Origin of the sequence: Bradyrhizobium sp. SZCCHNRI3052, from assembly GCF_032484895.1 — a bacterium.
GTDB lineage: Bacteria > Pseudomonadota > Alphaproteobacteria > Rhizobiales > Xanthobacteraceae > Bradyrhizobium.
The window spans coordinates 1-23,007 of record NZ_JAUETW010000021.1 but is presented as its reverse complement, the minus strand read 5'-3'; the positions used below and the strand labels follow the sequence as shown (position 1 = coordinate 23,007).

Sequence of the window (23,007 nt, the reverse complement as noted above, 5' to 3'; positions counted from 1 at the left end):
CAGCACGCAGGACCAAATAAGCAAAAGGCCCGCACGTGAGCGCGGGCCTTCATATTCAGATCAAGCCATGCTGGCCTAAAGCTGCCCGAGCAGCGTGTCGCCGCCGGAGACCTCGACCTTGCCCGGCGCGGCTTCGAGGTTCAGCTTCTTGACCACGCCGTCCTCGACCAGCATCGAATAGCGCTTGGAGCGGATGCCGAGGCCGGCGCCGGACGCGTCGAGCTCCATGCCGATCGCCTTGGTGAACTCGGCATTGCCGTCGGCCAGGAACACGGCCTCGTCGCGCTGGTCGGTGTCGCGCTTCCAGGCGTTCATGACGAAGGCGTCGTTGACCGAGACGATCGCGATGGTGTCGACGCCCTTGTCCTTCAACGCATAGGCATTGAGGAAGATGCTGGGCAGATGCATCTTGTGGCACGTGCCGGTGTAGGCGCCGGGCACCGCGAACAGCGCGACCTTCTTGCCCTTGAAGATGTCGTCGGTGGTTTTGACCTGCGGGCCTTCGCCGGTCATGACGCGGAATTGGGCCTGCGGCAGCTTGTCGCCAACCTGGATGGTCATTCGAGTTACTCCTTCCCCTGGATGTGTCTTGCGCGGTGCGCGCTACACTATTCGGCGGGCCGGAAACGGCAACGGCCCGCCGTGATCACGTATCCGTCATCGCACGTCCCTCATCGCGCGCCGGGGCTTGCGGCGCCAATGGACTCAGGCCGCTGCTGCCGGCTTCTTCTTCTCGTCGCGCAGCTCGCGGCGCAGGATCTTGCCGACATTGGTCTTCGGCAGCTCGGTCCTGAACTCGATCTGCTTCGGCACCTTGTAGTTCGTGAGCTGCTCGTGGCAGTGCTTGATGATGTCCTCGGACGTGAGGTTGGGGTCCTTCTTCACCACGAACGCCTTGACGACCTCGCCGGTCTTCTCGTCCGGCAGCCCGATCACGGCGGTCTCCAGCACGCCCGGATGGGTCGCGATGACCTCTTCGACCTCGTTCGGATAGACGTTGAAGCCGGAAACCAGGATCATGTCCTTCTTGCGGTCCACGATCTTGACCGATCCGTCCGCGGCCATGACGCCGACGTCTCCGGTGCGGAAGAAGCCGTCCGCCGTCATCACCTTGGCGGTCTCGTCGGGACGATTCCAGTAGCCTGCCATCACCTGCGGGCCCTTGGCGCAGATCTCGCCGGGTTGTCCCAGCGGCACTTCGTTGCCGTCGTCGTCGCGGATCGAGAGCCAGGTCGATGGCAGCGGCAGGCCGATGGTGCCGGTGAATTCCGTCGAGGTCGGCACGTTGCATGTCAGCACCGGTGCGGTCTCCGACAGGCCGTAGCCTTCGGCGATGCTGCAGCCCGTCACCTGCTTCCACTGCTCGGCCACCGGGCGCTGCACGGCCATGCCGCCACCGTTGGAGACCTTCAGCTTGGAGAAATCGATCTTGCGGAAGTCAGGATGATGCAGCAGGCCGTTGTAGAGCGTGTTGACGGCCGGGAAGGTGGTGACCTGATACTTCATGAGCTCCTTGATGAAGCCGGGGATGTCGCGCGGATTGGGGATCAAGAGATTGGCGCCGCCCGCGCGCACCGCGAGCAGGAAGCAGCAGGTCAGCGCGAAGATGTGGTAGAGCGGCAGCGCGCAGACGATCAGCAGCTGATCGACATGCGGCGGCTTGTCCATCACCGGCTGCAGCCATGCATCGTTCTGCAGCACGTTGGCGACGACGTTGCGGTGGAGCAGCGTGGCGCCCTTGGAGACGCCGGTGGTGCCGCCGGTATATTGCAGGAAGGCGACGTCGTCCGGACCGATGGTGGGCTTCTGGAAGCGCTTGCCGCGTCCGGCGGCGAGCGCATCGTTGAAGGGGACCGCGCCCGGCAGCGAGAACGCCGGCACCATCTTCTTCAGGCGGCGGACGACGAGGTTGACGATCACGCCCTTGAAGCCGAGCAGGTCGCCCATGCTGGCGACGACGATGTGCTTGACCTGGGTGTGGCCGACCACCTGCTGCACCGTGTGGGCAAAGTTCTCCAGCACGATGATCGCCTCGGCGCCGGAATCCTTGAGCTGGTGCTCGAGCTCGCGCGGCGTGTAGAGCGGGTTGACGTTGACGACCGCGTAGCCCGCGCGCAGCACCGCGGAGATCGCGATCGGATATTGCAGCACGTTCGGCATCATCAGCGCGACGCGCGCGCCCTTTGCCAGCCCCAGGCCCTGCAGATAGGCGCCCATCGCGACCGACATATCGTCGAGCTCGCGATAGCTGATCGCCTTGTCCATGCAGATGAAGGCGCGGCGATCGGCGAATTTCCTGAAGCTCTCTTCCAGCAGGTCGACGAGCGACGGGTATTTGCCCGGATCGATATCGGCGGGAACGCCGGCCGGATAGTGCTTGAGCCAGATGCGCTCCATGACCCTTCCTCTCTGATCGTCTCTTGTTCGTCTATCGGCAGCCGCCGGCCTCGCTCGGGCCGGCGGCGCCAATATCGAATTTCCGGCCGTTCAAGGCAAGCGGTCGGCGCGGCGACGAAAGGGGAGGGACGGGCGGTCCGGGCCGAGGGCCCGTGCCAATTGCTGGCTGCCGCCGTATGCGCCGCGCGGGATCAGCCGTCCTTCGGCGCGGGCTTGCCGTCCGTCTTCGGCTTTGCGGCAGCCTTGGGTTTGGCGGGCTTGGGCGCGTCGGAGCCGGTTTTTTCCGCCGTTTTTCCGCCGGCTTCGTGCTTGGCGGCGACGTGGCGGGCCGCGCCCGGCTTGGCCTCAGCCGGCTTGGCCTGCGGCTTCGCAGCGGCCTTCGCATCCGCATCGGTCTGGGCGGCGGTCCGGGTCGCCGCCTTGGCGTCCTTCCGGGCGGCGGCATGCGCCTTCTTGCCGCGGTGCTTGGTCGCGGTCTGCGCGTCGGCATCGGCGGCGACGGCGGCGATCAGCGCCGCGCCGGTGCGCGTCGGGCCGGTGTAGACCAGCACCGGCTCGGACGGGGCGGGCGCCGCCGCCAGCAGCTCGGACGGCTTCATGGTCGGCGTCTGCAGGCCGGCGAGCAGGGTGCCGCCGGTCGCTTCGCCGTCCGCACCGGCAACGGTGTCCTCGTCGTCGTCGCTGGCTGGTCGGTGGCGGCGGCCGTTGCACATGTCGTCGCGCAGGTTGGGCGGCGTCGCGTCGACGGGGGCCAGCTGATCGACCGTGCCCAGCGGCGACTTCAGCCAGCTCAGCTGGTTGCCGTTGAAGCCGCGGTCCAGCATCTGGATCGCGCGCACGGCGCGCATCTGTCCCGAGGAGGCGCCGAGCACCACCGCGATCAGGCGCTTGCCGTTGCGGGTCGCCGACGCCACGAGATTGTAGCCGGAGGCGCAGATGAAGCCGGTCTTGAAACCGTCGGCGCCGGGATAGCGCCCGATCAGCTTGTTGAAGTTCTGCACGACGCGGCGGCCGTAGCGGATCGACGGGATGTGGACGAAATATTCGTACTCCGGAAGATCGCGGATGATGGCGCGCGCCAGGATCGCGAGATCACGCGCCGAGGTGATCTGGCCGTCGGCAGGCAGTCCGTTCGGATTCACGTAGCTGGTCTGCGTCATGCCGAGCTTGCGGGCGGTGTCGTTCATCATCGCCGAGAAGCCGTCGATGGAGCCGCCGACGCCCTCGGCCAAGACCACCGCCATGTCATTGGCGGACTTCACCAGCATCATCTTCAGTGCGTTGTCGACGGTGACCTGCGTGCCGGGCCGATAGCCCATCTTCGACGGCGACTGTGATGCCGCGGTCGGTGAGACCGTGAACAGCGTGTCGAGCGTGATCCTGCCGTCCTTGACCGCCTTCAAGGTGACATAGGCCGTCATCAGCTTGGTGACCGATGCAGGATACCACGGATAGGTCGCGTTCTGCGCCTCCAGCACCTTGCCGGTGTCGGCTTCGACGAGCAGCAGCGCCTCGGCATGGGCCCAGCGCGGCGCGAGCACGAGAGCGGCAGCGAGAGCGATGATCTTGATCGGGGCGTAGCGGAACAACAGGCGAAGCGTCTGCACTGGTCTGGTCCGGTCCTTTGAGACCCGCCTCGCGCGGCGAGGTGGGCAAGCGGGCTTTCGGGTTTCAAGCGTGTCCGGCGCCGCTTTGGTTGCGGCAGGCCGCGAACCTATACCGGCTCGACGCTGGCGAACAGAGGCCAGCCATTCAATTCCACGATGAAAGCGTCCCGCGATCAGGTCTTGACGATGGTGCCGTCGCTGTCGGGCTCTGCGAGAGTCGCGCGCGCGCTCTCCTGCACCATGAACTGGGCCTTCGCGAGTTCCGCGAAGTGGCCGCCCTTGGCGACGAGTTCATCGAACGTTCCGCTTTCGATCACGCGTCCGTTCTCGAACACCAGGATTCGCGTCGCGTTGCGGATGGTCGAGAGCCGGTGTGCGATCACGAAGGTCGTGCGTCCCCTCATCACCTCGTCGAGCGCCGCGTTGAGCTTGGCCTCGGTGACGGCATCGAGCGCGGAGGTCGCCTCGTCGAGAATCAGGATCGGTGGATCCTTCAAGAGGGCACGCGCGATCGAGAGCCGCTGGCGCTCGCCACCGGACAGCATGCGGCCGCGCTCGCCCGCGTTGGTATCGAAACCCTGGTCGGCACGATCGATGAAGTCGAGCGCCTGGGCGCGCGCGGCGGCGGTGCGCAGCTCCTCGTCGGTCGCGTCAGGCTTGCCGACCAAAAGGTTCTCGCGGATCGAGCGGTTGAACAGGAGCGCCTCCTGGAACACGACGCCGATGTTCCGGCGCAGCGCCGCGAGCTTCAATCCGCGCACATCCATGCCGTCGATCTTGATGAAGCCCGACTGCGGATCGAAGGCGCGATGCAGGAGCGCGATCGCCGTCGACTTGCCGGCGCCGGTCGGGCCGACCAGCGCGATGGTCTGGCCCGGCAGCGCGGTGAAAGTGAGGTCCTCCACCGCCGGCCGCTTGCCGTCATAGGAGAACGACACATCGTTGAATTCGACCAGGCCCGAGAGTCGGCCGACCTCGATCGCGTCGGGGCGGTCGCGCACGGCCGGCACGGCATCGAGCACGGTGAAGAACTCGGCCAGCCGCGGCGCCTCCATGAACACGTTGTTGATGAAGGACACGACCTGCTCCAGCTTCTGGATCAGCATGGTCGCGAACGACACGAACATCACGATCTCGCCCACCGACGTCAGCCCGGCCTGATGCAGGGCGATGCCGAGTGTGAAGATCGCGAGCACGGTGATGGTGGTCGAGGCACGCGTGATGACCGTCACCAGCGCCCACCAGCCGAGCACCGGCATCTGCACCGACAGCAATTGTCCGGCGACGGTGCGCAGGCCCTGCACCTCGGCATCGATGCGCACGAAGCTCTGTACCAGCGCGACGTTGCCGAGCGCGTCGGAGGCACGCGCCGACAGGTCGCTGTAATGCTCCTCGACCTCGCTCTGCATGCCGTAGGTCTTGCGCACGACCAGGGTCGTCAGCACGGTGAACACGACGCACAGCACGAACAAGAGGATCGCGAGCCGCCAGTTCAGATAGAGCGACAGCGGCAGCAGCACCAGCACCGACATGATCGCGGCGAAGTGCTCGCGGAAGAACGACAGCCACAGCTTCCACAGCGCGTCGGTGCCGTTGATCATCACCTTCATCAGCCGGCCGGAATGGGTGCCGGAATGGAACGTCAGCGGCAGCTGCAAAATGTGCTCGAAATAGCTCGTCAGCACCGCATGGCGCTGCCGGTGCGCCAGCCGGTCGGCCTGCAGCGCGACCCAGGCGCTGGCCAGAATCGTGAACAGGCCGAATCCGGCCCAGGCCGCGAGCAGCGGCCAGGCGGTGCTGGCCGAGGCCTTGCCGGAGAGCGAGTCGACAATGCGTCCGAACAGCACCGGGTCGGCGAACTGCGCCACCGCCAGCGCCAGGTTGGCGATCGCGAGAAACCAGCCGAGCCGCGCCTCCTTTCCGAGCAGATGGAGCACGCGGGCATAGATGCGGAGCAGGGACATGGCGGGGCGCTTCGTGTCGGCAGTTGGAATCAGCGCTGGGCGCGCGGCACCATGTTAGCAAGGGAACGGCCGCCGCGGCGAGCGCTCAGTTGACGAGCCGGCTGTCGGCGGGCGGCAGGAAGCTGTCGTCGAAGATGTCGGCGGGTTGCGGACGCTTGTGGTGGAATTTGCCGTCCTCCGCGAGCTGGTCGAGGGCCCGCTCGAACCGGGCGGGCTCGATGCTGCCGATGCCATCGCGGCGGACGTCCGGCGTCAGCACGTTGTCGACGAGCACGCTCTGCAGTCGCTGCAGCTCGAGCTCGCGGGAGCCGTCATCCATCCGGCTCACCACGTCGGCGATCGCGCCGGCAGGGTCCTTGATGGCAAGCTGGAGCCCCGATGTCAGCGCGCGCAGGAAGCCCTTCACCGCCGCCGGCTGCTTGGCCGCAAAGCCGGGATTGACGATCACCGCATGGCCATAGGCCTCGCAGCCATAATCAGCGAAGCGCAGCACCGCGAGATCGGCGGCGGGCACGCCGCGGTCGCGCAGATTGATCGCCGAGAGATACGAGAAGCCGCTGACGGCATCGACCTGGCCGGCGGACAGGATCGGCTCGCGCACGGCCGCGCCAACGCGCGACAGCTTGATGGTCTCGGGCCTGAGATGGTTGTGCCTCACGACCGCCGGCCACAGCCGGATCGAGAGATCGCCCTCGGCGACGCCGAGCGTCTTGCCTTCGATGTCGCCGAGCCCGTTGATGCCGCGACTCCTGCGCGCGATGATCGCATAAGGCGCCCTGTTGAACAGCACGAACACGGCCTTGACCGGCTGGCTGTTCGACGCGTCGCGATAGCGGATCAGCTCGTTGATGTCGGCGAGCGCCATGTCGGTCTCGCCGGAGGCCACCCGCGCGATCGCATCGGGAGAGCCCTTGGCCGTGGTGATGGTGACGGTCACGCCCTCGGTGGCGAACAGCCCGCGGCTGGCGGCGAGGACCAGTGGCGCCATGCTGCCATCGAGCGGCCGATCCAGCGCGAACATGACGGCGACCGGACGTTTCGGCTCCTCCGCTGCGGCTTCCTCTCTCGACAGGCATGAGGGCACGACGAAGGCGGCGAGGAGCGCCAAGGCAAGCAGGGTGACGGGTCGTCGCATGCGCATCATGTCACGCCGGTATTCGCAGGCCGTACCGGTCTTGTCACGCCGGTATTCTAATCAGTTCGCCGGCCATCGCGGGATCGAGATGTCAATTTCGTGACAACGTCGCGGTGTCGCTGCCGCTCGGGGCCGGCGGTGCCTGATCATGTCGGATCGAATGTGAACGGTCCATGAGCAAGGCCTGCGGCGATTTGCGGCTTCGACTCCGGGTTTCGCGGGGGGAACTGTGGGCGCAGTTCGCGAGTTGGTACCCGAGATTAGATCGTACGGAGGATCCACATGATCGCACAGCGCGGAAGTTTTTCACGCTTTGGCCGTGCTACCGTCCTGGCGACGGTGGCCGCGGTGACTTTGACGGCCGTGCAGCCGACACTCGCCTTTGCCGGCTCCGCGCCGGCCGAGAAGGGCGCCGTCGCCAAGACGGCCAATGATGGCGGCCTGACCGATGTCAGCGCGCGCCGGCGCCACTATCGCGGCAACGGTGGCGCGGCGGCTGCGGCGGCGTTCGCCGGGATCGTCGGCACCGGACTTGCCATCGCGGCGACGCAGAACCGCCGCTCCTACTACGAGGACAACTATTACTATGGCCGGCCGGCCTATTATGGTTACGGACCGCGCTATCAGTATTACGGCGGCGGCCCCTATTACGGTGGCGGCTATTACCATCACCCGCATTGGTGATGTGAGATCGGACGAAACGATCCGCCGGCCGCCGTGCCGGCGGATTTTTTCTTGCCTGCCGCGAACGTTAATATGCGTACCATCGAATTTAACTATTGTGGCGAGATGACTGATTCGATCGATCGGCTCTATCGCGCTGTCCTGGCGGCCAGGGATCTCGACCCCGCGCGATCGCGCACGGCCAAGCTGATGCAGCAGGGCACGGCCAAGATGGCCAAGAAGCTCGCCGAGGAGGCGATCGAGGTTGCGATCGATGCCGTCGGCGGCGACGCCCAGGCCGTGGTGCGCGAAAGCGCCGACCTGATCTACAATCTGGCCGTGCTGTGGGCCGAGCTCGATGTCCAGCCCGAGGACGTCTGGCGCGAGATGGAACGGCGCGAGCTGATGCTCGGCATCGCCGAGAAGCTGCCGAAATCGCCGGTGAAGGTCGCCAAGGCCGCGCCCGGACGGGTGGCGGGGCGACCGATCGTCGCGGCCGAAAGCCGGACCATCCGCAAGCGGCACTAGTGTGGCGGTCCGATTCGGGCCGACATATGGGCCATGGACAAATCGTGCCCGGTTTGCTTCATCGCCAGCATGCTCAGACGGATCTACGACTGGTGTATCGACGCCGCCCACAAGCCGCATGCCATGTGGATCATGGCCGCGGTTGCCTTCGCCGAAAGCTCGTTCTTTCCGGTGCCACCGGATGTGATGCTGATCCCGATGTCGCTGGCGAAGCCGCAGCGGGCGTGGCTGTTCGCCGGCGTCTGCACCGCGGCCTCGGTGGCGGGCGGCCTGGTCGGTTATGCCATCGGCGCGCTGCTCTACGACTCCCTCGGCCATTGGCTGATCCAGCTCTACGGCCTCGGCGACAAGGTCGAGGCGTTCCGTGCCTCCTACGCCGAGTGGGGCGCCGTCATCATCCTGGTGAAGGGATTGACGCCGATCCCCTACAAGCTGGTCACGATCACGTCGGGCTTCGCCGGCTATAATCTCTTTCTGTTCGTCGTCTGCTCGATCATCGCGCGCGGCGGCCGCTTCTTCATCGCCGCGATATTGCTCAACCGCTATGGCGAATGGATCAGGGTGCGCATCGAGAAGCATCTCGGCCTGTGGGTGGCGATCGGCGCGGCCGTGCTGGTGGCCGGATTCGTCATCGCCGTGAAGCTGATCTGATGCGGCCGCTGCGCCCGGGGCTGGGGGCAGGCGCGGCGCTGCTCGCCGTCGTCTCGGTTCTCTCCGCCGCCGCGGCATGGGCGCAAACGACGCCTTCCTTGGGGCTGCGAGAAGCGACGCAACAGCCACCGCAGCAGGCGCCTGCCGTCCAGCCTGCGCCGCCCACCAGTCCGGGTCTGGTGGAGGAGCTCGGCAAGCTGTTCGAGAAGATGTCGATCATTCCGCTGAAGCCTTCGGGCGATGCCCGCGCCGAGCCGCCGGCGGCCGGCAGCGATCCCACCGGCGCTGCCGCGGATCAGCCCGCTGCGACACCGGTGCAGCCCGGTGGCCCGGTCGCGCCGAAGGGCGGCGCCGACGTGCTGAAGGAGACCGGCGAGACCTTGTCGCGCCTCGCCCAGCCCTCGAGCATGATCTCCGGCCGCTCGGTCTGCCCGATCGCCGCCAACGGCACGCCGGATTGCAAGCTCGGCGCCGACCGGTTGTGCCAGGGCAAGGGTTACAAGGAAGGCAAGAGCCTCAACACCGATTCTGCGGAGACCTGCTCGGCGCGGGTGCTGATCCCCGGTCGCGAGCGCAAGCCGGGCGATTGCCGGACGGACACCTACGTGACCTCGGCGCTCTGCCAATGACGCCGGCACGCCAGCGTCTCAACGCAAGACCCTGGTCCGGCTTTTCCGGTCCCTCTGCGAGCGAATTGCCATCACGGCATGATGTCGGGCATGCTCGCGATCACGAGTGTTTCCGCATTTCAACGCAAGAGGAATTCCCATCCATGTCCATGCCCGCCTTGTTCAAGGGCCGCCTGACGATCCCGGTGATCGGCTCGCCGCTGTTCATCATCTCCGTGCCCGACCTGGTGATCGCGCAGTGCAAGGCCGGCGTGGTCGGTTCGTTTCCGGCGCTCAACGCGCGGCCGGCCGCGCTGCTCGACGAATGGCTGGCGCGCATCACGGAGGAGCTCGCCGCCTATGACCGGGCGCATCCGGAACGCCCGTCGGCGCCGTTCGCCGTCAACCAGATCGTGCACCGTTCCAACAACCGGCTCGAGCAGGATCTCGCGCTGTGCGAGAAGTACAAGGTGCCGATGATGATCACCTCGCTCGGCGCGCGCGAGGAGCTGAACCGGGCGGCGCATGGCTGGGGCGGCATCGTCTTCCACGACGTCATCAACCAGACCTTCGCGCACAAGGCTATCGAGAAGGGCGCCGACGGCTTGATCCTGGTCGCGGCGGGCGCCGGTGGACATGCCGGCACGATCTCGCCGTTCGCCTTCGTGGCGGAGACGCGGAGCTGGTTCGACGGCCCGATCGCGCTGTCCGGCGCGATCGGGAACGGCCGCGCCATCCGTGCCGCGCGCGTGCTCGGCGCCGACTTCGCCTATATCGGCTCGGCCTTCATCGCCACCAAGGAGGCGAATGCGGTCGAAGGCTACAAGCAGATGATCACCAGCTCGGGCGCCGACGACATCGTCTATTCGAACCTGTTCACCGGCGTGCACGGCAACTATTTGAAGCCGTCGATCGTCGCAGCCGGCCTCGATCCGGACAATCTCCCGACCTCCGATCCGTCGAAGATGAGCTTCGGCACCGACGCCTCGGGCGAGCGCGCCAAGCCGAAGGCATGGAAGGAGATCTGGGGCTCGGGGCAGGGCATCGGCGCCATCAAGGACGTGCTGCCCGCCGCCGAGCTGATCGCGCGCTTCAAGAAGGAATATGACGAAGCAATCGATCCGCCGCTCTAAGCGGCTCCGCGACGGACAAAAGAAAAGCGCGGCAGCCAGGGCTGTCGCGCTTTTTTGTTGAGGTCGCAACAAGCGGGCGGGCTATTCCAGCTCGATCGCCTGGAACTTGCCGCGCTCGTCCAGCGCGGTGCCCCAGATCTTGTGCGAGGCCTGGTGTTCGGCGCGGCCGAAGCCGAGCTTGGCGCCGAGACCGAGATCGATGTCACGCATGTTTTCCAGCGTGTCGATCAGCGCCTCGGTGTCGAGCTGCGGGCCGACCCGGCGCAGCGCCTGGACCAGCACGTTGGCCGAGACGTAGCCTTCGAACGACACGTAGGACGGTGCCTCGCCCGGGAAGTACTTCTCGAGCGCGCTCTTGTATTCGAGCACGGCGCTCGAATAGCCGCCGACGGCCGGCACCACCTGGGTGACGATGACGCCGCTGGCATAGCGCGGGCCGAGCAGCATCAGCTCGTCCGAGAGCTCGGTCGAGCCCACGAAGGAGACGTTGGTGTAGATCATGTGCGGGAACAGATCGCGCGTCTTCTCGATGAACTTCGCGGCGGCGCGATAGGTTGCGACCATGACGATCGCCTTGGGCGGGTTCTTCAACGCCCGCAGCTGGTTGACCGCGTCGTCCACGTCGACCGTGTTGCGCTTGTAGTTGAGGCGCAAGATGGCCGTGTCGGCAAGGCCGAGCGAGCGGAAGGCCTTGGCCACACCGGAGAAGCCGGCATCACCATAGGCGTCCTGCTGCGCGAACACGGCGATGTCCTTGGCCGGCAGGCGGCGCAGCTTGACCAGATAGCGAACGACGGTGTCGGTCTCTTCGGCGTAGCTGGCGCGATAGTTGAACACGTACCGATCCGGCGGATCGTTGCGCAGGAGGTTGGCGCCGGTGAACGCGCCGTAGAACAGCACGCGGCGCTGCAGGGCGTAGGGCATCGCCACGGCAGACGTCGGGGTACCGACATTGCCGACGAAGCCGAACACCTTGTCCTTCTCGTAGAGCTGCTTCATCGCGTCCAGCGTCCGCGACGGCTCGTAGCCGTCGTCGGCCGAATAGAGCCGCAGCGAGCGCCCGGCGATGCCGCCGGCGTCGTTGGCGCGGTTGAAGGCGGCCTCGATGCCCATCTTCATCTGCCGGCCGAGCTCCTTGGCAGCGCCCGAGAACGGAGCGGCGATGCCGAAGCGGATCTCGTTGGCGGTGACGCCCTGCACGTTGGTGGTGGACGCTGGCGGCAGCGTCGCGGTCGGTGCCGTCGCAGCCACGGCCGCGGACGGGGCGATCACCCCGGCGAGGCTGGTGGCGGTCTGGCTCGGCGCGCTTTGCCCGAGCGAGCGCTCGAGCTCGGCGAGCTGGCGGCCCGCGGAGTTACAGTCGGTCTGAGCCGCCCCGACGCGGTTGCGTCCATCGGCGACGTAGCCGTTGAAGACGCGGGTGAGCTCGTCACGATCCGAGCCGCCGGTGGAGGCCTCCCGGATCACCTCGCGAAACTTGTCGACAATGGCCTGAACGCGGCCCTGGTCGATCGCCTGACAGGCGGATGCTGCTCCCACGATCGGCCCGACCCGGCTCGCAAGATTACGCACCACATCCGCATTGGTGCCCGCCGCGCTGGCGGGCGTTGCGAGCAATGCCGCAACCAAGAACACGCTACAACGAAAGTTCATTGCCACTATCCCACTTTGGACCCCATCCAGGTCTTCCGCCTGGTGAATTGACGCCGTGTCTGCGACGGAGAAGACATAAGACCGTCACCATGCACAGACCAGCCTTTCCTAAGAGCATGACCATTTCGGTAACCCGACACGCCTTTTTCCGATCATACTTTAGGACCTGCTAACGAAACGTCTTCACCAGTTCTTCCCCTTAGAAGCTAATTCTACTCAAGTTCGATTGCCTGATACGTGCCGGTTTCGTCGAGTGCGGTGCCCCAGATCTTGTGTGAGGCCTGGTGCTCCGCGCGTCCAAATGCGAGCGTCGTGCCGAGGCCGAGATCGAGGCTGCGCATCGATTCGAGCGTGTCGACCAGTCGCTCGGTGTCGAGCGGATTGGTCTGCTTCAGCGCCTGGATCAAAATCGTCGCCGCGATATAGCCTTCGAGAGACGTATAGTCCGGCGCCTCGCCGGGCGCGTATTTGGCCAGGGCGTTCTTGTAGTCGAGCACGAGGCTCGAATAGCCAGAAACCGCCGGCACGCCCTGCGTCACGATGACGCCGTTGGTGAAGCGCGGGCCGAGTAGCTTGAGCTCGGCCGCGAGCGAGGTCGAGCCGACGGCGGACACGTTGGCGTAGATCAGGCCCGGCACCGCGTCGCGCGTCTTCTCGATGAACTTCGCGGCGGCGCGATCGGTCGCTACCATGATGACCGCCTTGAGTCCCGGCTTGTGCGCCTTGACCTGATTGACCGCCTCTTCCACGTCCATCGTCGCGCGCGGATAGTTGATGCGCGTTACGGCATCGCCGATGTTCAACTGCCGGTAGGCCTTCGCGACACCGGCGAAACCGTCGTCGCCGAATGGGTCCTGCTGGGTGAACACGGCGATCTGCCTGGGCGAGACGCGCTTCATGTTGATCAGGTAGCGCACCAGCGCGGCCGTCTCCTCGGCGTAACTCGCCCGATAGTTGAAGACGTAGCGATCCGGCGGATCGCGTCGCACCACTGCTGCGCCGGTGTTCGGTGCAAAGAACAGCGTGCGCCGCTCCAGCGCATAGGGGATCGCCACCTGCGAGTTGGCGGTGCCGACGTTGCCGATGAAGCCGAACACCTGCTCCCTGTCGTAGAGCTGCGTCATCGCCGCCAGCGTGCGGCCCGGATCGTAGCCGTCGTCCGCCGCCACGAGACGGAGCATGCGCCCGTTGACGCCGCCGGCGTCGTTGGTGCGGGCGAACGCGGCCTCGATGCCCTGGCGCATCTGACGCCCGGTCTCCTTGCGGATGCCGGAGAACGGCAGGACCATGCCGAAGCGGATCTCGCGGTCGGTGATGCCGCGCACGGGGCTCGCGGTGACGGCGCCAGTCGTCGTTTCGGCCTTGACCGGTGTGATCGGGGCCGTCGCCGCAGCCGGCTGGTCGAGCGAGCGTTCGAGCTCCGTCAGTTGCCGCTCCGCGGCGGCGCAGGTCGCCTGCGAGGCGCCCGTACGACTACGGCCCTCGGCGATGTAGCCATTGAAGCTGCGGGTCAGCTGATCGCGCTCGCCGTCATTCCTCGTCGCCTGGCGGATGGCTTCGCGGAATTTGTCGACCATGCTCTGGACGCGGCCCTGCGCGATGTCGGGGCACGCGGAGGCCTGTCCCACGATCGGTCCAACCCGGCCGCCAAGCTCCCTGACGACGTCGGGAGCCGCCGCCAAAGCGGGGCTGAAGGGAGCTACGAAAACACTCCCGATGATCAACGCGGACCAACGCACGGCCATCGAACCTTCCACCTGCTCAGCTTGTTTCAAACCCTCTTCGTTCTACTATTCGTGGCATTTCGAATTAATGTCGGGTTTCTCTGTCGCTCTTTTGTCCTGGTAGTTGAGGCCGTCGCGCCTCTAGCGGTATCCTATTCAAGTTCGACGGGTTGGTAGGTGCCGCTGTCGTCCAGTGCCGTGCCCCAGATCTTGTGCGAAGCCTGGTGTTCGGCGCGGCCGAAGCCGAGCTGCGTGCCGAGGCCGAGATCGATGTTGCGCATGTTCTCGAGCGTTTCGACCAGTTGCTCGGTATCGAAGTTCGGACCGGCGCGCTTCAGTCCCTCGATCAGGATGCTCGCGGCGATGTAGCCCTCGAGCGAGGTGTAGTCGGCCGGCTCGCCCGGGGCATATTTCGCAAGTGCGGTCTTGTATTCGAGCACCAGGCTCGAATAGCCGGAAACGCCGGGCACGGTCTGGCTGACGATCACGCCCTCGGCGTAGCGCGGTCCGAGCAGCATCAGCTCGCTGGCGAGCGCCGAGCCAGCAACCGCGGAGATGTTGGCGAAGATGACGCCCGGAAATACGCCCTGGGCCTTCTCGATGAACTTGGCTGCGGCGCGCGTCGTCGCCAGCATCACCACCGCCTTGACCGGGGTCTTCAGCAGCTTCAGCTGATTGATGGCGTCGTCGACCTCGACCGTGTTGCGCGGATAGTTGACCCGCACGATCGAATTGTCGCTGACGCCGAGCGTGCGGAACGCCCTGGCCACCCCGGCGAAGCCGGCGTCGCCGAAGGCATCGTTCTGCGCGAACACGACGATCTGGCGCGGATGCAGCCTTCGCATCTTCACGAGATAATGGACCAGCGCGTCGGTCTCCTCGGCATAGCTCGGCCGGTAGTTGAAGACGTAGCGGTCGGGCGGATCGTGGCGCACGACGTTGGCGCCGGTATAGGGCGCGAAGAACAGCGTGCGGCGCTCGAGCGCGTAGGGGATGGCGACCGCGGCGGTGGCCGAGCCGAAATTGCTGATATAGCCGAACACCTGCTCCTTCTCGTAGAGCAGCTTCATCGCATCCAGCGTGCGCGCGGGATCGTAGCCGTCATCGGCGGTGACGAGCTTCAGCATGCGGCCGTTGACGCCGCCGGCCTCGTTGGCGCGATTGAACGCCGTCTCGACGCCGATCTTGAGCAGTCGCCCGCTCTCCTTCACCGGTCCGCTGTAGGGAATGACCATGCCGAGCTTGATCTCGCTCTGCGTCACCCCGCGCACGTTGCCGGCCGGCGGCAGCAGTTGCGCCGGTACAGTCGCGGCCTGCGCCGTCGCAGGTCCGATGCTCACGGCAGACAGGTTCGCGCGCGCCGGAGGCGGCGCTGCGATGGATTGTTCGAGATCGGCAAGCTGCCGATTGGCGCCGCCGCAATCCAGCCGGCCTGACGTGACGAGGCTGCGACCTTCGGCGACATAGCGGTCCAGCAGGCGCGTCAGTTCGTCACGGTCGGCCTCGCTGGAGGCGGCCTCGCGGATGACGAGCTGGAATTTCTCGATGATGGCCTGGATGCGCGGCCGGGCGATGTCGCGGCACGCGAGCGCGGCGCCAATGATCGGGCCGACGCGGCTGCCGAGCTGGCGCGCCACGCTCACACTCTCGCCGGGCGCAGCAGCGGCCTCGCCGGCCACGAGGGACGCGAGCAGGATGGCTGCCATACGGGCGTGAGCCAGCGGACGGCGTGCTGCCGCTTTCTGCGGTAGGACGTCGATCATCGTCGCCTGTGATGTGTTGGAAGTCGGATCAGTCGTGCAGAGGGTTAGCGAACCCGCTCCATCTGACCCGTCTTCTGGTTCCACTGCATGAACTGCTGCAGCATGGGCTTTTCTGGAGTGTCGGTCTCTGCCGTCGGCGCCGGAGCGTCCGCGAGCAGCGATTTGAACTGCGACAGCGCCGGAGCCTGCGGCTCCACCCGCTCGGGCAGCGCGCTGGTCTGGTCCGCCTTGGCGTCCTGGACGTCGGCGGCGACCGGCGGTAGCGTCTTCATCGACTGCACGGCGGCGACGAAGGACGAGCTCGCGTCGGGCTGGCGCCACACCGGCACGATGTTGACGAAGAACAGCGCGACGACGGCGGCGACGCCGGTTGCGGCGGCGAAGCGGCCGGCCACCTTGAACACGACCGACCGGCGGTCGCGCTCGCGCTCCAGATCCGGCGGCTCGCGCATGACTTGCGGATTCAGCGACTGGCGAAGGGATTCGAACACGGCGGTCTCCAGGCGAGCATCGAGCGGTCCTTGCTGTCCCGAAGCGGGACGCTCGGCCGCCTCCGCTGCCTTGGCATTGTCACCGACGAGAGATAGACGCGCGGCTTCCGGACGTTCGCGCAGCCACCGCGGTGCGTAATGCAGCGGGTCCTGCGGGTTCATCGGATTCTGTTCACTCAACGAACTCATACGCTACTCCTCTGACGCTCGATTCCGGAAACTGATACGCTTCTGCCACGGTTCGTATGAGAGCTAGTTTCAAACGAAGAGCGGGAGCCGGTCTGCCACTTCAGTCCACACGGAATCACTCGCAGAATCAGACGTTTCGCGTCGATCAACGATCGCACGCCAGCGGTCCCTTCCTGCAAGGCGCCGTGGCACGTTTGCCGTGCCTTGGGCGCCTCTATCGATCCCATGCCCCGCCCCCTGACGAGTGTCAATCGATCGGAACCTCTTAAAGTCGTCGGTTCCGAATTATATGTACGTTAAAGTTATCATCATGATGTGATTAAAATGAGGCGTGACGGGTCTTGACGCAGATGCTCATGAATTGCGTCTCATTGATGCCAAGATTGCGCCTTGATTCGATCATCATCGAACTATGTCGGGCGGGCCGCTGTCGATTTTTGAGCGGCTTAGCGTCGATTTAACTATCCGTTAACCATCTGGCGCCGACAGTTAACCAATCACTAAGAAGGGTTGGGTCGGATGGTCATGAGTGCCAGCGCTGAAACGGTGCGTCCTGTTATTCGTCTGCGCGGGCGCTCCTACGTCGCCTTCGTGTTTTCGCCGGTTGTGCCGATTGCCGATTGGCTGGCTGAGCTCGATGCAACGCTCGCGGGCTCGCCCGGCTTCTTCGTCGGCAAGCCGATCGTGCTCGATCTCTCAGCGCTGGATCTGAGCCCGCTCGCCATCACCCATCTCATCAAGAGCATCGAGTCGCGCAACATCCGCGTGCTCGGTCTCGAAGGCGTCGAGCAGGGGCGGCTGTCGCTCGGCATGCCTCCCTTGTTGTCGGGCGGCCGTCACTGCGCCGTGCAGGAGATCGAGCCGGAGAAGCCGTCGCTGCAGCAGCCGACCTCGCTGCTGCTCGACCAGCCCGTACGCTCGGGCCAGTCGATCGTGTTTCCCGATGGCGACGTCACCGTGCTCGGCGCGGTGTCGTCGGGCGCCGAGATCGTCGCCGGCGGCTCGATCCACGTCTACGGCACGCTGCGCGGCCGCGCGATGGCCGGCATCAACGGCAACGCGGCGGCGCGCATCTATTGCCAGAAGATCGAGGCCGAGCTGGTCGCGATCGACGGCTACTACCAGACCGCCGAGCAGATCGACGCCGCGTTGCGCGGCCGGGCCGTGCAGGCGCGGCTCGAAGGTCATTCCATGAAGATCGTTGCATTGAACTGAGTAGCAGGAGGATCCGTGACATGTCGAAAGTACTCGTAGTGACGTCGGGCAAGGGTGGCGTCGGCAAGACCACCACGACGGCGGCGATGGGCGCGGCGCTGGCGCAGGCCGGCGAGAAGGTCGTCGTCGTCGATTTCGACGTCGGCCTGCGCAACCTCGATCTGGTGATGGGCGCGGAACGCCGCGTGGTGTTCGATCTCATCAACGTGGTCCATGGCGTCGCCAAGCTGCCGCAGGCTCTGATCCGCGACAAGCGGCTGGAGAATCTCTGGCTGCTGCCGGCGTCGCAGACCAAGGACAAGGACGCGCTGACCGAGGACGGCGTCGGCCGCGTCATCGCTGAGCTGCGCAAGACCTTCGACTGGGTGATCTGCGACAGCCCGGCCGGCATCGAGCGCGGCGCCATGCTGGCGATGCGCTATGCCGACGAGGCTCTCATCGTCACCAATCCGGAAGTGTCGTCGGTGCGCGATTCCGACCGCATCATCGGCATGCTCGACTCCAAGACCGTGCGCGCCGAAAACGGCGAGCGCGTCGAGAAGCACATTCTCATCACCCGGTACGATGCCGGCCGCGCCGCGCGCGGCGAGATGCTGTCGATCGATGACGTGCTGGAAATCCTGGCGACGCCGTTGCTCGGCATCGTGCCAGAGAGCCAGGACGTGTTGCGCGCCTCCAATGTCGGCTGCCCGGTGACGCTCAACAGCCCGGCGAGCGCCCCCGCACGCGCCTATCACGATGCGATGCGCCGGCTGCTCGGCGAGGAGGTCGAGATGCAGATCCCGACCGAGCGCAAGGGCCTGATGAACCTGCTCTTGGGACGGAGGGCTGCATGAGTGTGCTGCGGCTCTTTACGGGGCGTGCAGCCTCCGCGCCCGTCGCGCGGGAACGGCTGCAGATCCTGCTCGCGCACGAGCGCAGTCTGCGTGGACAGCCCGATCTCCTGATGCAGCTGCGCGAGGAAATCCTCGCCGTGGTTTCGCGCCATGTGGTACTTGATCCGGACAAGGTCATCGTTCGCATGGACCGGGGAAAGCATGTCTCGACGCTCGAGGTCGACATCGAACTGCCCAATGGCGCCGACCGCGCCTTTGCCAGCGTCGGCTGAGACGTGGCGAGGCGCGCGCTGATGCGGCCGATCTTCCGCATCGCGGACAATCGGGTCGCCGTCGGCTCCGATGCTGCGGGACCCTGGGATCCGACCATGCAACATGGGTCTGCGCCATCGGCGCTGGCCGTGTGGGCGGCCGAGCGCATTCCGACGAAGTCGCCGATGCGCATCGCCCGCGTCACCATCGACCTGATGCGCCCGGTGCCGCTCGCAGAGCTCCTCATCGAGACCGAGGTGCTGCGCGAGGGGCGCAAGATCCAGCTCTGCGCCGTGCGCTTGCGCGCCGGCGACACGGTGGTCGTCACGGCGACGGTGCTCAAGATCAGGCAGGACGCGGTGCCGCTGCCGGACGATGTCCGCGAGCTGCCGGTCGATCTGGTCGGCCCTGACGAGGCCCTGCCGGAGCCTGCGGATTTCTCGACCAGCCCCTTCGTGCGTGGCATGACGCTGCGCGCTGCGCGCGGCCGGTTCGGCGTCAAGGGTCCCGGCGCGATCTGGTATCGCGTCGACTGGCCGCTGGTCGAAGGCCACGCCGTGTCGCAGGCGATGCGCGCCGTGGTCGCGAGCGACTTCTGCAACGGCACCTCCGCCGCGCTCGACTTCCACAGCTATACGTTCCTCAATGCCGACCTCACCGTGAACATGGCCCGCGAGCCGGTCGGCGACTGGATCCTGCTCGACGCCGAAAGCTGGATCGGCCCGGACGGCGCGGGTCTGGCGATGGCGCGGCTGGGCGATGTCAGGGGCTATTTCGGCCGGGTGGTGCAGAGCCTGGTGATCGAAAAGCGGTGAGGGGGCGGTCAGCCGTCCGGATTGCGTTCACGGCGAGTTGGCGAACTGATCACCGCACCGGCGCTGCCTCGTTTCCAACGGCGTGCTGCGGCGAGGTGTTATTAAGTTGGGCCGGTGATCGGCAGTTGCCTGCTTCGTTTCCGGTGAACCGATCAACCCCGCGCCAAGCTCCGCTGTGCCCTCTCCCCCGCTTGCGGGGGAGAGTTGGAGAGGGGGCGCCACGCACACCGCCGCTGGAGCGGCCCCCTCCCTAGCCCTCCCCCGCAAGCGGGAGAGGGAACAAACTGCCGTTGTCGCGAGTGAACGAGTTCAACGACGAACGATTTCGCTCTTGCGCCGCCCGCACCGTGTTCAAGAATCGTCCCACGTCCAGCTTCAGCCGTTGCTGTCCTGTGACAGCGACTGCGCCGCCGACAGCACCTGGGACGAGGCCGAGCCGGTTTCGCTGGCGTCGTGCTGCACCTCGGTGATGTTGGACGACACCTCGTTGGTGCACTGTGCCGCTTGGCCGTGGAGTTATCAATATTGCTATAAACTTGAGCAGGCCAAGATGGTCGTATAACTACGACGCGGACTACACGCAGGTGGAACGACAAGCAGGTGGATGGGAACAAGCGTCATGGCGAAACCAACGAAGGCTACGAGCGTCGGCGAGGGGAACCAGTCTCCGTCGGAGCTGATCGACGCCCGGATCAAGGAGCTCGGGGATTGGCGCGGCGTCACGCTCAGCTACGTCCGCGATCTCATCAAACGGGCCGATCCCGATATCGTCGAAGAGTGGAAGTGGCGCGGCGTTCCCGTATGGTCGCATGCCGGCATCGTCTGCACCGGCGAGACCTACAAGGCCGCGGTGAAGCTGACCTTCGCCAAAGGAGCCTCGCTGCCGGACCCTTCCGGCCTGTTCAACGTCAGCCTCGACGGCAACACCCGCCGCGCCATCGACCTTCATGAAGGCGACGTGATCGATGAGACTGCGTTCATGGCGCTGATCCGAGCCGCGGTGGCGCTGAACATGACGAAGGGGAAGCGGTAGGGCTGGTGCATCGCTCCGCGCAGTCAGTATCAACGATCCAGGTCGCTGCTCACTCACCACGTCGTCGCGAGCGCAGCGAAGCAATCCAGGGCCAAGTCGAATCATCTGTCTGGAAGGCCTGGATCGCCTCGTCGTTTCGGGGGCTCGCGACGGCGGTGTGCCGGTCGCCGACAACCTTTCGCAAGGATGACCCGTGTGCATCGAGGTGGGAGGAGGTGGCGGCCAAGGTTGCGCTCTGCCGAGAAACACGCTAGTTCAGCGCATCCCAACTTCAACGCAGGAGGCGACGATGTTCAGACTCACGCGCTTCCCGGGCTCGCTGCGCGATCATTGACGCGGCCGACCGGGATGATTGTCCCGGCCATGATTTGACCCTTTCGCATCTCATCGAAAAGCCCGCGGCCCTCGTGGCCTGCGCTTGAACCGTCGTGTCATGACATCAAATCTCTTGCTGACTCCCAGCCGGGAGCCGGAGCGTTCCGACCTGCGCGAGCGCCGGCTGCGGCGCTATTCGTCTCGTCTGCAATCCCGCGTGCGCGCATGCGCGATGCGACATCCTCATCTCGCCGACCTCGCGTTGAGCTTTCCGGCGCTGCTGTTCGCGCTGGCAGTGCCGCGCCCGGATGTCGATCCGGAGCGGGCGATCGCGTGCGTGATCGCGGGGCGTCCGCTGGCCGAGGCGGCGGCCGCGGCCGGTCTGCCGCTCTGGCTGCGCAAGCTGCCACCGGAGGCGTTCGTCCGTCCGATCCCACCATTGCCAGACGGCGAGCTGTTCCGGCGGCAGATCGGCAACCATTTGCCGCGCTCGCCGAAGCTGATGCCGACCTGGCTGCAGCTCGTGGCGGAGATGGCGGCGCTGGCGCATGAGCCGGCCGCGGTGTGGATCGCCCGTGAGTATCTGCGGGCGCCGCTGGTGCTGAAGCGCGACCGCATGCATCTGCTCGGTCTGTGGATCTGGTTCTCGGGGCAGCCCGCCGGCTTCGGCCGCGAGCTCGTCGAAAGGCCGTGGACGCCAGCCATGAAGCTCGATGCCGCAATGACGGCTGCCCTCGCTTGGCGAGGGAAAGTCTCGCTGCATCTCAATCTCGGTCAACGGCCAATCCGCGACATGTGGCTCCATCCCGGTCGCGTCGGGGACTATGAGTTTCGGCCGCTGGATGACATCCCGGATCTGGTCGACGAAGCGATGACTATGCGCAATTGTGTCCGCACCTATGGCTCCGACATCGCCCACAATCGCTCTCGGCTGTGGAGCGTCCGGCACCTGGGCGAACGCGTCGCGACGCTGGAGGTCGCCGTCCGTTTTCCTGATCCGTTGTTGGGCATCGTCCAGCTCAAGGGACGGGGGAATGCTGACGTCGCCCGCGAGCTCTGGTGGATCGCGCGGCGCTGGCTGCACCTGCACGATCTGTCGCAGATCGAGACCGGTCGAATGAAATGGCGCCAGGCCCCTGTGGATCTCACCACATGGCGAATGCTGTGGCGGCCGTATTGGCTCGCCAAGCGCCGCATCCCGGACTGGTTGCCGCTCGCACCGTCGCGCGCTGCGTTCGCGGCGTTGTGAGATGGTTGTCGTGTCTGGACGCTCGTCCGACAAAATCAATGTCGTCCCGGCGAACGCCGGGACCCATAACCCAGGGCCATATTCGAGGCACGCGCATTGATGCATCCGGGCTCGCCACGTCCTGTGGTCTCGGTCCTGGGTCGCGCGAACGCGACGATGCCTGCACATCGTCCGGCTTCGCTTGTTCGGCACGACAGCGGGTCGGAGTGCAGACCGGCTTTTCGTTGGGCCCTCTGTCGCGCGTCGCCTGGGATTCGTTGTGCCGCAGCGAGGTTGATTTGGCCGACGAGCAGGCTTGCTTCCCCATCGATACTTTCCGGCGCAGGTCGGGCGTCCGCAGCGGCGCGCGCAAAGACGAAATTCGCTCGCGCGATCAAGCTGATTTGGGCTGTCCAGATGCGGAGCGAAAAATATTCGAATTTGCATTTTCAGAAATCCATGGTCTCTTCTCCGCATCCCGCTTCACTGACGAGGGGCGCTTCGCGAACGTCACGATGCGTTGGGGTGGGATGCGGTGGCCGCGATGGGGCGCAGCATGCTTTGGGCATGCCGACGTACGCCACGTCGCGGACGGTGAAGTCGCAGGGTCCTGGCCTCCCGAAGCTGAGGTCCGCGCAACGCGTGAAACGCGTTGTCGCCACGGTGGCAAACAAGCCGGTCACCGAGGAGACTGCGTATAAATCGTAAAGCCATCGCGCAGGGAAGGCCGGGGGCGGATTCAATTGGTCGTCGCAACACTCGATGAGGAGGTTGCGATGGGCATTCGAAAGAAACGGTCAACGCGGG

At 65.8% G+C, this 23,007-nt stretch carries 20 protein-coding genes and 1 pseudogene; 11 read left to right on the top strand and 10 right to left on the bottom strand.

What is annotated here, in order from left to right:
- Positions 1 to 75: 75 nt before the first annotated feature.
- From QW887_RS33610 to QW887_RS33590, 5 genes are all read right to left on the bottom strand, one after another.
- Positions 76 to 561 (bottom strand): peroxiredoxin, encoded by a 486-nt coding sequence (locus QW887_RS33610; RefSeq protein ID WP_315716297.1) that lies wholly within the window; start codon positions 559 to 561, stop codon positions 76 to 78.
- Positions 562 to 705: 144 nt separating this feature from the next.
- Positions 706 to 2,397: a long-chain fatty acid--CoA ligase gene (locus QW887_RS33605; protein ID WP_316170782.1), complete on the bottom strand. Its 1,692-nt coding sequence runs from the start codon at positions 2,395 to 2,397 to the stop codon at positions 706 to 708.
- 191 nt (positions 2,398 to 2,588) lie between these two features.
- The gene (locus QW887_RS33600; protein WP_316196105.1) at positions 2,589 to 4,004 is read right to left on the bottom strand and encodes a D-alanyl-D-alanine carboxypeptidase family protein; all 1,416 of its coding nucleotides are present in this window, start codon (positions 4,002 to 4,004) and stop codon (positions 2,589 to 2,591) included.
- A gap of 173 nt (positions 4,005 to 4,177) precedes the next feature.
- Positions 4,178 to 5,968, bottom strand: a complete 1,791-nt coding sequence (locus QW887_RS33595) for a glucan ABC transporter ATP-binding protein/ permease (protein ID WP_316196104.1) — start codon at positions 5,966 to 5,968, stop codon at positions 4,178 to 4,180.
- A gap of 85 nt (positions 5,969 to 6,053) precedes the next feature.
- Positions 6,054 to 7,109 carry an ABC transporter substrate-binding protein gene (locus QW887_RS33590; protein WP_315751428.1) on the bottom strand — a complete coding sequence of 352 codons (1,056 nt, stop codon included), beginning with the start codon at positions 7,107 to 7,109 and terminating at the stop codon, positions 6,054 to 6,056.
- A gap of 276 nt (positions 7,110 to 7,385) precedes the next feature.
- Between QW887_RS33590 and QW887_RS33585 the strand changes: the two genes are divergently transcribed.
- The 5 genes from QW887_RS33585 to QW887_RS33565 all read left to right on the top strand — a co-directional run bounded on the left by QW887_RS33585 (position 7,386) and on the right by QW887_RS33565 (position 10,686).
- Positions 7,386 to 7,787, top strand: a complete 402-nt coding sequence (locus QW887_RS33585) for a hypothetical protein (protein ID WP_316196103.1) — start codon at positions 7,386 to 7,388, stop codon at positions 7,785 to 7,787.
- Positions 7,788 to 7,892: 105 nt separating this feature from the next.
- Entirely contained in the window at positions 7,893 to 8,294 is a 402-nt protein-coding gene (hisE, locus tag QW887_RS33580; RefSeq protein WP_315716291.1) for a phosphoribosyl-ATP diphosphatase, read from the top strand.
- A gap of 69 nt (positions 8,295 to 8,363) precedes the next feature.
- A complete protein-coding gene (locus tag QW887_RS33575) occupies positions 8,364 to 8,945 on the top strand; it encodes a YqaA family protein (RefSeq protein ID WP_315716459.1) in 582 nt (193 codons plus the stop codon).
- Positions 8,945 to 9,574 (top strand): hypothetical protein, encoded by a 630-nt coding sequence (locus QW887_RS33570; RefSeq protein WP_316196102.1) that lies wholly within the window; start codon positions 8,945 to 8,947, stop codon positions 9,572 to 9,574. The genes QW887_RS33575 and QW887_RS33570 overlap by 1 nt, the downstream gene beginning before the upstream one ends.
- A gap of 143 nt (positions 9,575 to 9,717) precedes the next feature.
- Positions 9,718 to 10,686 carry a nitronate monooxygenase family protein gene (locus tag QW887_RS33565; RefSeq protein WP_315716289.1) on the top strand — a complete coding sequence of 323 codons (969 nt, stop codon included), beginning with the start codon at positions 9,718 to 9,720 and terminating at the stop codon, positions 10,684 to 10,686.
- Between the two features lie 81 nt (positions 10,687 to 10,767).
- On the opposite strand, the gene QW887_RS33560 is transcribed toward QW887_RS33565, so the two are convergent.
- The 4 genes from QW887_RS33560 to QW887_RS33545 all read right to left on the bottom strand — a co-directional run bounded on the left by QW887_RS33560 (position 10,768) and on the right by QW887_RS33545 (position 16,506).
- A complete protein-coding gene (locus QW887_RS33560) occupies positions 10,768 to 12,339 on the bottom strand; it encodes an ABC transporter substrate-binding protein (protein ID WP_316196101.1) in 1,572 nt (523 codons plus the stop codon).
- Between the two features lie 212 nt (positions 12,340 to 12,551).
- The gene (locus QW887_RS33555) at positions 12,552 to 14,084 is read right to left on the bottom strand and encodes an ABC transporter substrate-binding protein (protein WP_316196099.1); all 1,533 of its coding nucleotides are present in this window, start codon (positions 14,082 to 14,084) and stop codon (positions 12,552 to 12,554) included.
- Positions 14,085 to 14,215: 131 nt separating this feature from the next.
- Positions 14,216 to 15,826: an ABC transporter substrate-binding protein gene (locus tag QW887_RS33550; protein WP_316170787.1), complete on the bottom strand. Its 1,611-nt coding sequence runs from the start codon at positions 15,824 to 15,826 to the stop codon at positions 14,216 to 14,218.
- Positions 15,827 to 15,870: 44 nt separating this feature from the next.
- On the bottom strand, positions 15,871 to 16,506 hold the full coding sequence (locus QW887_RS33545; RefSeq protein WP_315716285.1) for a hypothetical protein: 636 nt from the start codon (positions 16,504 to 16,506) through the stop codon (positions 15,871 to 15,873).
- A 519-nt stretch (positions 16,507 to 17,025) separates the two neighbouring features.
- Between QW887_RS33545 and minC the strand changes: the two genes are divergently transcribed.
- Genes minC through QW887_RS33525 form a run of 4 tightly spaced genes read left to right on the top strand, consistent with a single transcriptional unit; the run spans position 17,026 to position 19,624 of the window.
- A complete protein-coding gene (gene minC, locus QW887_RS33540; protein WP_315826563.1) occupies positions 17,026 to 17,721 on the top strand; it encodes a septum site-determining protein MinC in 696 nt (231 codons plus the stop codon).
- Between the two features lie 20 nt (positions 17,722 to 17,741).
- Positions 17,742 to 18,557, top strand: coding sequence for a septum site-determining protein MinD (gene minD, locus QW887_RS33535; RefSeq protein WP_315716283.1), 816 nt, complete (start codon positions 17,742 to 17,744; stop codon positions 18,555 to 18,557).
- Entirely contained in the window at positions 18,554 to 18,829 is a 276-nt protein-coding gene (gene minE / locus QW887_RS33530; RefSeq protein WP_316196098.1) for a cell division topological specificity factor MinE, read from the top strand. Before minD ends, minE begins: the two co-directional genes overlap by 4 nt.
- Positions 18,830 to 18,850: 21 nt before the next feature.
- Positions 18,851 to 19,624 carry a thioesterase family protein gene (locus QW887_RS33525; RefSeq protein WP_315716281.1) on the top strand — a complete coding sequence of 258 codons (774 nt, stop codon included), beginning with the start codon at positions 18,851 to 18,853 and terminating at the stop codon, positions 19,622 to 19,624.
- 334 nt (positions 19,625 to 19,958) lie between these two features.
- On the opposite strand, the pseudogene QW887_RS33520 reads toward QW887_RS33525, so the two are convergent.
- A pseudogene (locus tag QW887_RS33520) lies at positions 19,959 to 20,131 on the bottom strand (methyl-accepting chemotaxis protein); the annotation flags it as partial.
- A gap of 112 nt (positions 20,132 to 20,243) precedes the next feature.
- On the opposite strand from QW887_RS33520, the gene QW887_RS33515 reads away from it, so the two are divergent.
- Entirely contained in the window at positions 20,244 to 20,657 is a 414-nt protein-coding gene (locus tag QW887_RS33515; protein ID WP_315826565.1) for a DUF1801 domain-containing protein, read from the top strand.
- Positions 20,658 to 21,204: 547 nt separating this feature from the next.
- Positions 21,205 to 22,221 (top strand): hypothetical protein, encoded by a 1,017-nt coding sequence (locus tag QW887_RS33510; protein WP_315751438.1) that lies wholly within the window; start codon positions 21,205 to 21,207, stop codon positions 22,219 to 22,221.
- Positions 22,222 to 23,007: the final 786 nt, after the last annotated feature.

What these genes read in the sequence shown, in the direction of transcription:
- QW887_RS33605 (WP_316170782.1), bottom strand. Translation starts at nt 2,397, where the DNA reads ATGGAGCGCATCTGGCTCAAGCACTATCCGGCCGGCGTTCCCGCCGAT.
- minE (WP_316196098.1), top strand. Translation starts at nt 18,554, where the DNA reads ATGAGTGTGCTGCGGCTCTTTACGGGGCGTGCAGCCTCCGCGCCCGTC.
- QW887_RS33585 (WP_316196103.1), top strand. Translation starts at nt 7,386, where the DNA reads ATGATCGCACAGCGCGGAAGTTTTTCACGCTTTGGCCGTGCTACCGTC.
- QW887_RS33590 (WP_315751428.1), bottom strand. Translation starts at nt 7,109, where the DNA reads ATGCGCATGCGACGACCCGTCACCCTGCTTGCCTTGGCGCTCCTCGCC.
- QW887_RS33550 (WP_316170787.1), bottom strand. Translation starts at nt 15,826, where the DNA reads ATGATCGACGTCCTACCGCAGAAAGCGGCAGCACGCCGTCCGCTGGCT.
- hisE (WP_315716291.1), top strand. Translation starts at nt 7,893, where the DNA reads ATGACTGATTCGATCGATCGGCTCTATCGCGCTGTCCTGGCGGCCAGG.
- QW887_RS33545 (WP_315716285.1), bottom strand. Translation starts at nt 16,506, where the DNA reads ATGAGTTCGTTGAGTGAACAGAATCCGATGAACCCGCAGGACCCGCTG.
- QW887_RS33575 (WP_315716459.1), top strand. Translation starts at nt 8,364, where the DNA reads ATGCTCAGACGGATCTACGACTGGTGTATCGACGCCGCCCACAAGCCG.
- minD (WP_315716283.1), top strand. Translation starts at nt 17,742, where the DNA reads ATGTCGAAAGTACTCGTAGTGACGTCGGGCAAGGGTGGCGTCGGCAAG.
- QW887_RS33510 (WP_315751438.1), top strand. Translation starts at nt 21,205, where the DNA reads ATGCGACATCCTCATCTCGCCGACCTCGCGTTGAGCTTTCCGGCGCTG.
- minC (WP_315826563.1), top strand. Translation starts at nt 17,026, where the DNA reads ATGGTCATGAGTGCCAGCGCTGAAACGGTGCGTCCTGTTATTCGTCTG.
- QW887_RS33565 (WP_315716289.1), top strand. Translation starts at nt 9,718, where the DNA reads ATGTCCATGCCCGCCTTGTTCAAGGGCCGCCTGACGATCCCGGTGATC.
- QW887_RS33525 (WP_315716281.1), top strand. Translation starts at nt 18,851, where the DNA reads ATGCGGCCGATCTTCCGCATCGCGGACAATCGGGTCGCCGTCGGCTCC.
- QW887_RS33555 (WP_316196099.1), bottom strand. Translation starts at nt 14,084, where the DNA reads ATGGCCGTGCGTTGGTCCGCGTTGATCATCGGGAGTGTTTTCGTAGCT.
- QW887_RS33595 (WP_316196104.1), bottom strand. Translation starts at nt 5,968, where the DNA reads ATGTCCCTGCTCCGCATCTATGCCCGCGTGCTCCATCTGCTCGGAAAG.
- QW887_RS33515 (WP_315826565.1), top strand. Translation starts at nt 20,244, where the DNA reads ATGGCGAAACCAACGAAGGCTACGAGCGTCGGCGAGGGGAACCAGTCT.
- QW887_RS33610 (WP_315716297.1), bottom strand. Translation starts at nt 561, where the DNA reads ATGACCATCCAGGTTGGCGACAAGCTGCCGCAGGCCCAATTCCGCGTC.
- QW887_RS33560 (WP_316196101.1), bottom strand. Translation starts at nt 12,339, where the DNA reads ATGAACTTTCGTTGTAGCGTGTTCTTGGTTGCGGCATTGCTCGCAACG.
- QW887_RS33570 (WP_316196102.1), top strand. Translation starts at nt 8,945, where the DNA reads ATGCGGCCGCTGCGCCCGGGGCTGGGGGCAGGCGCGGCGCTGCTCGCC.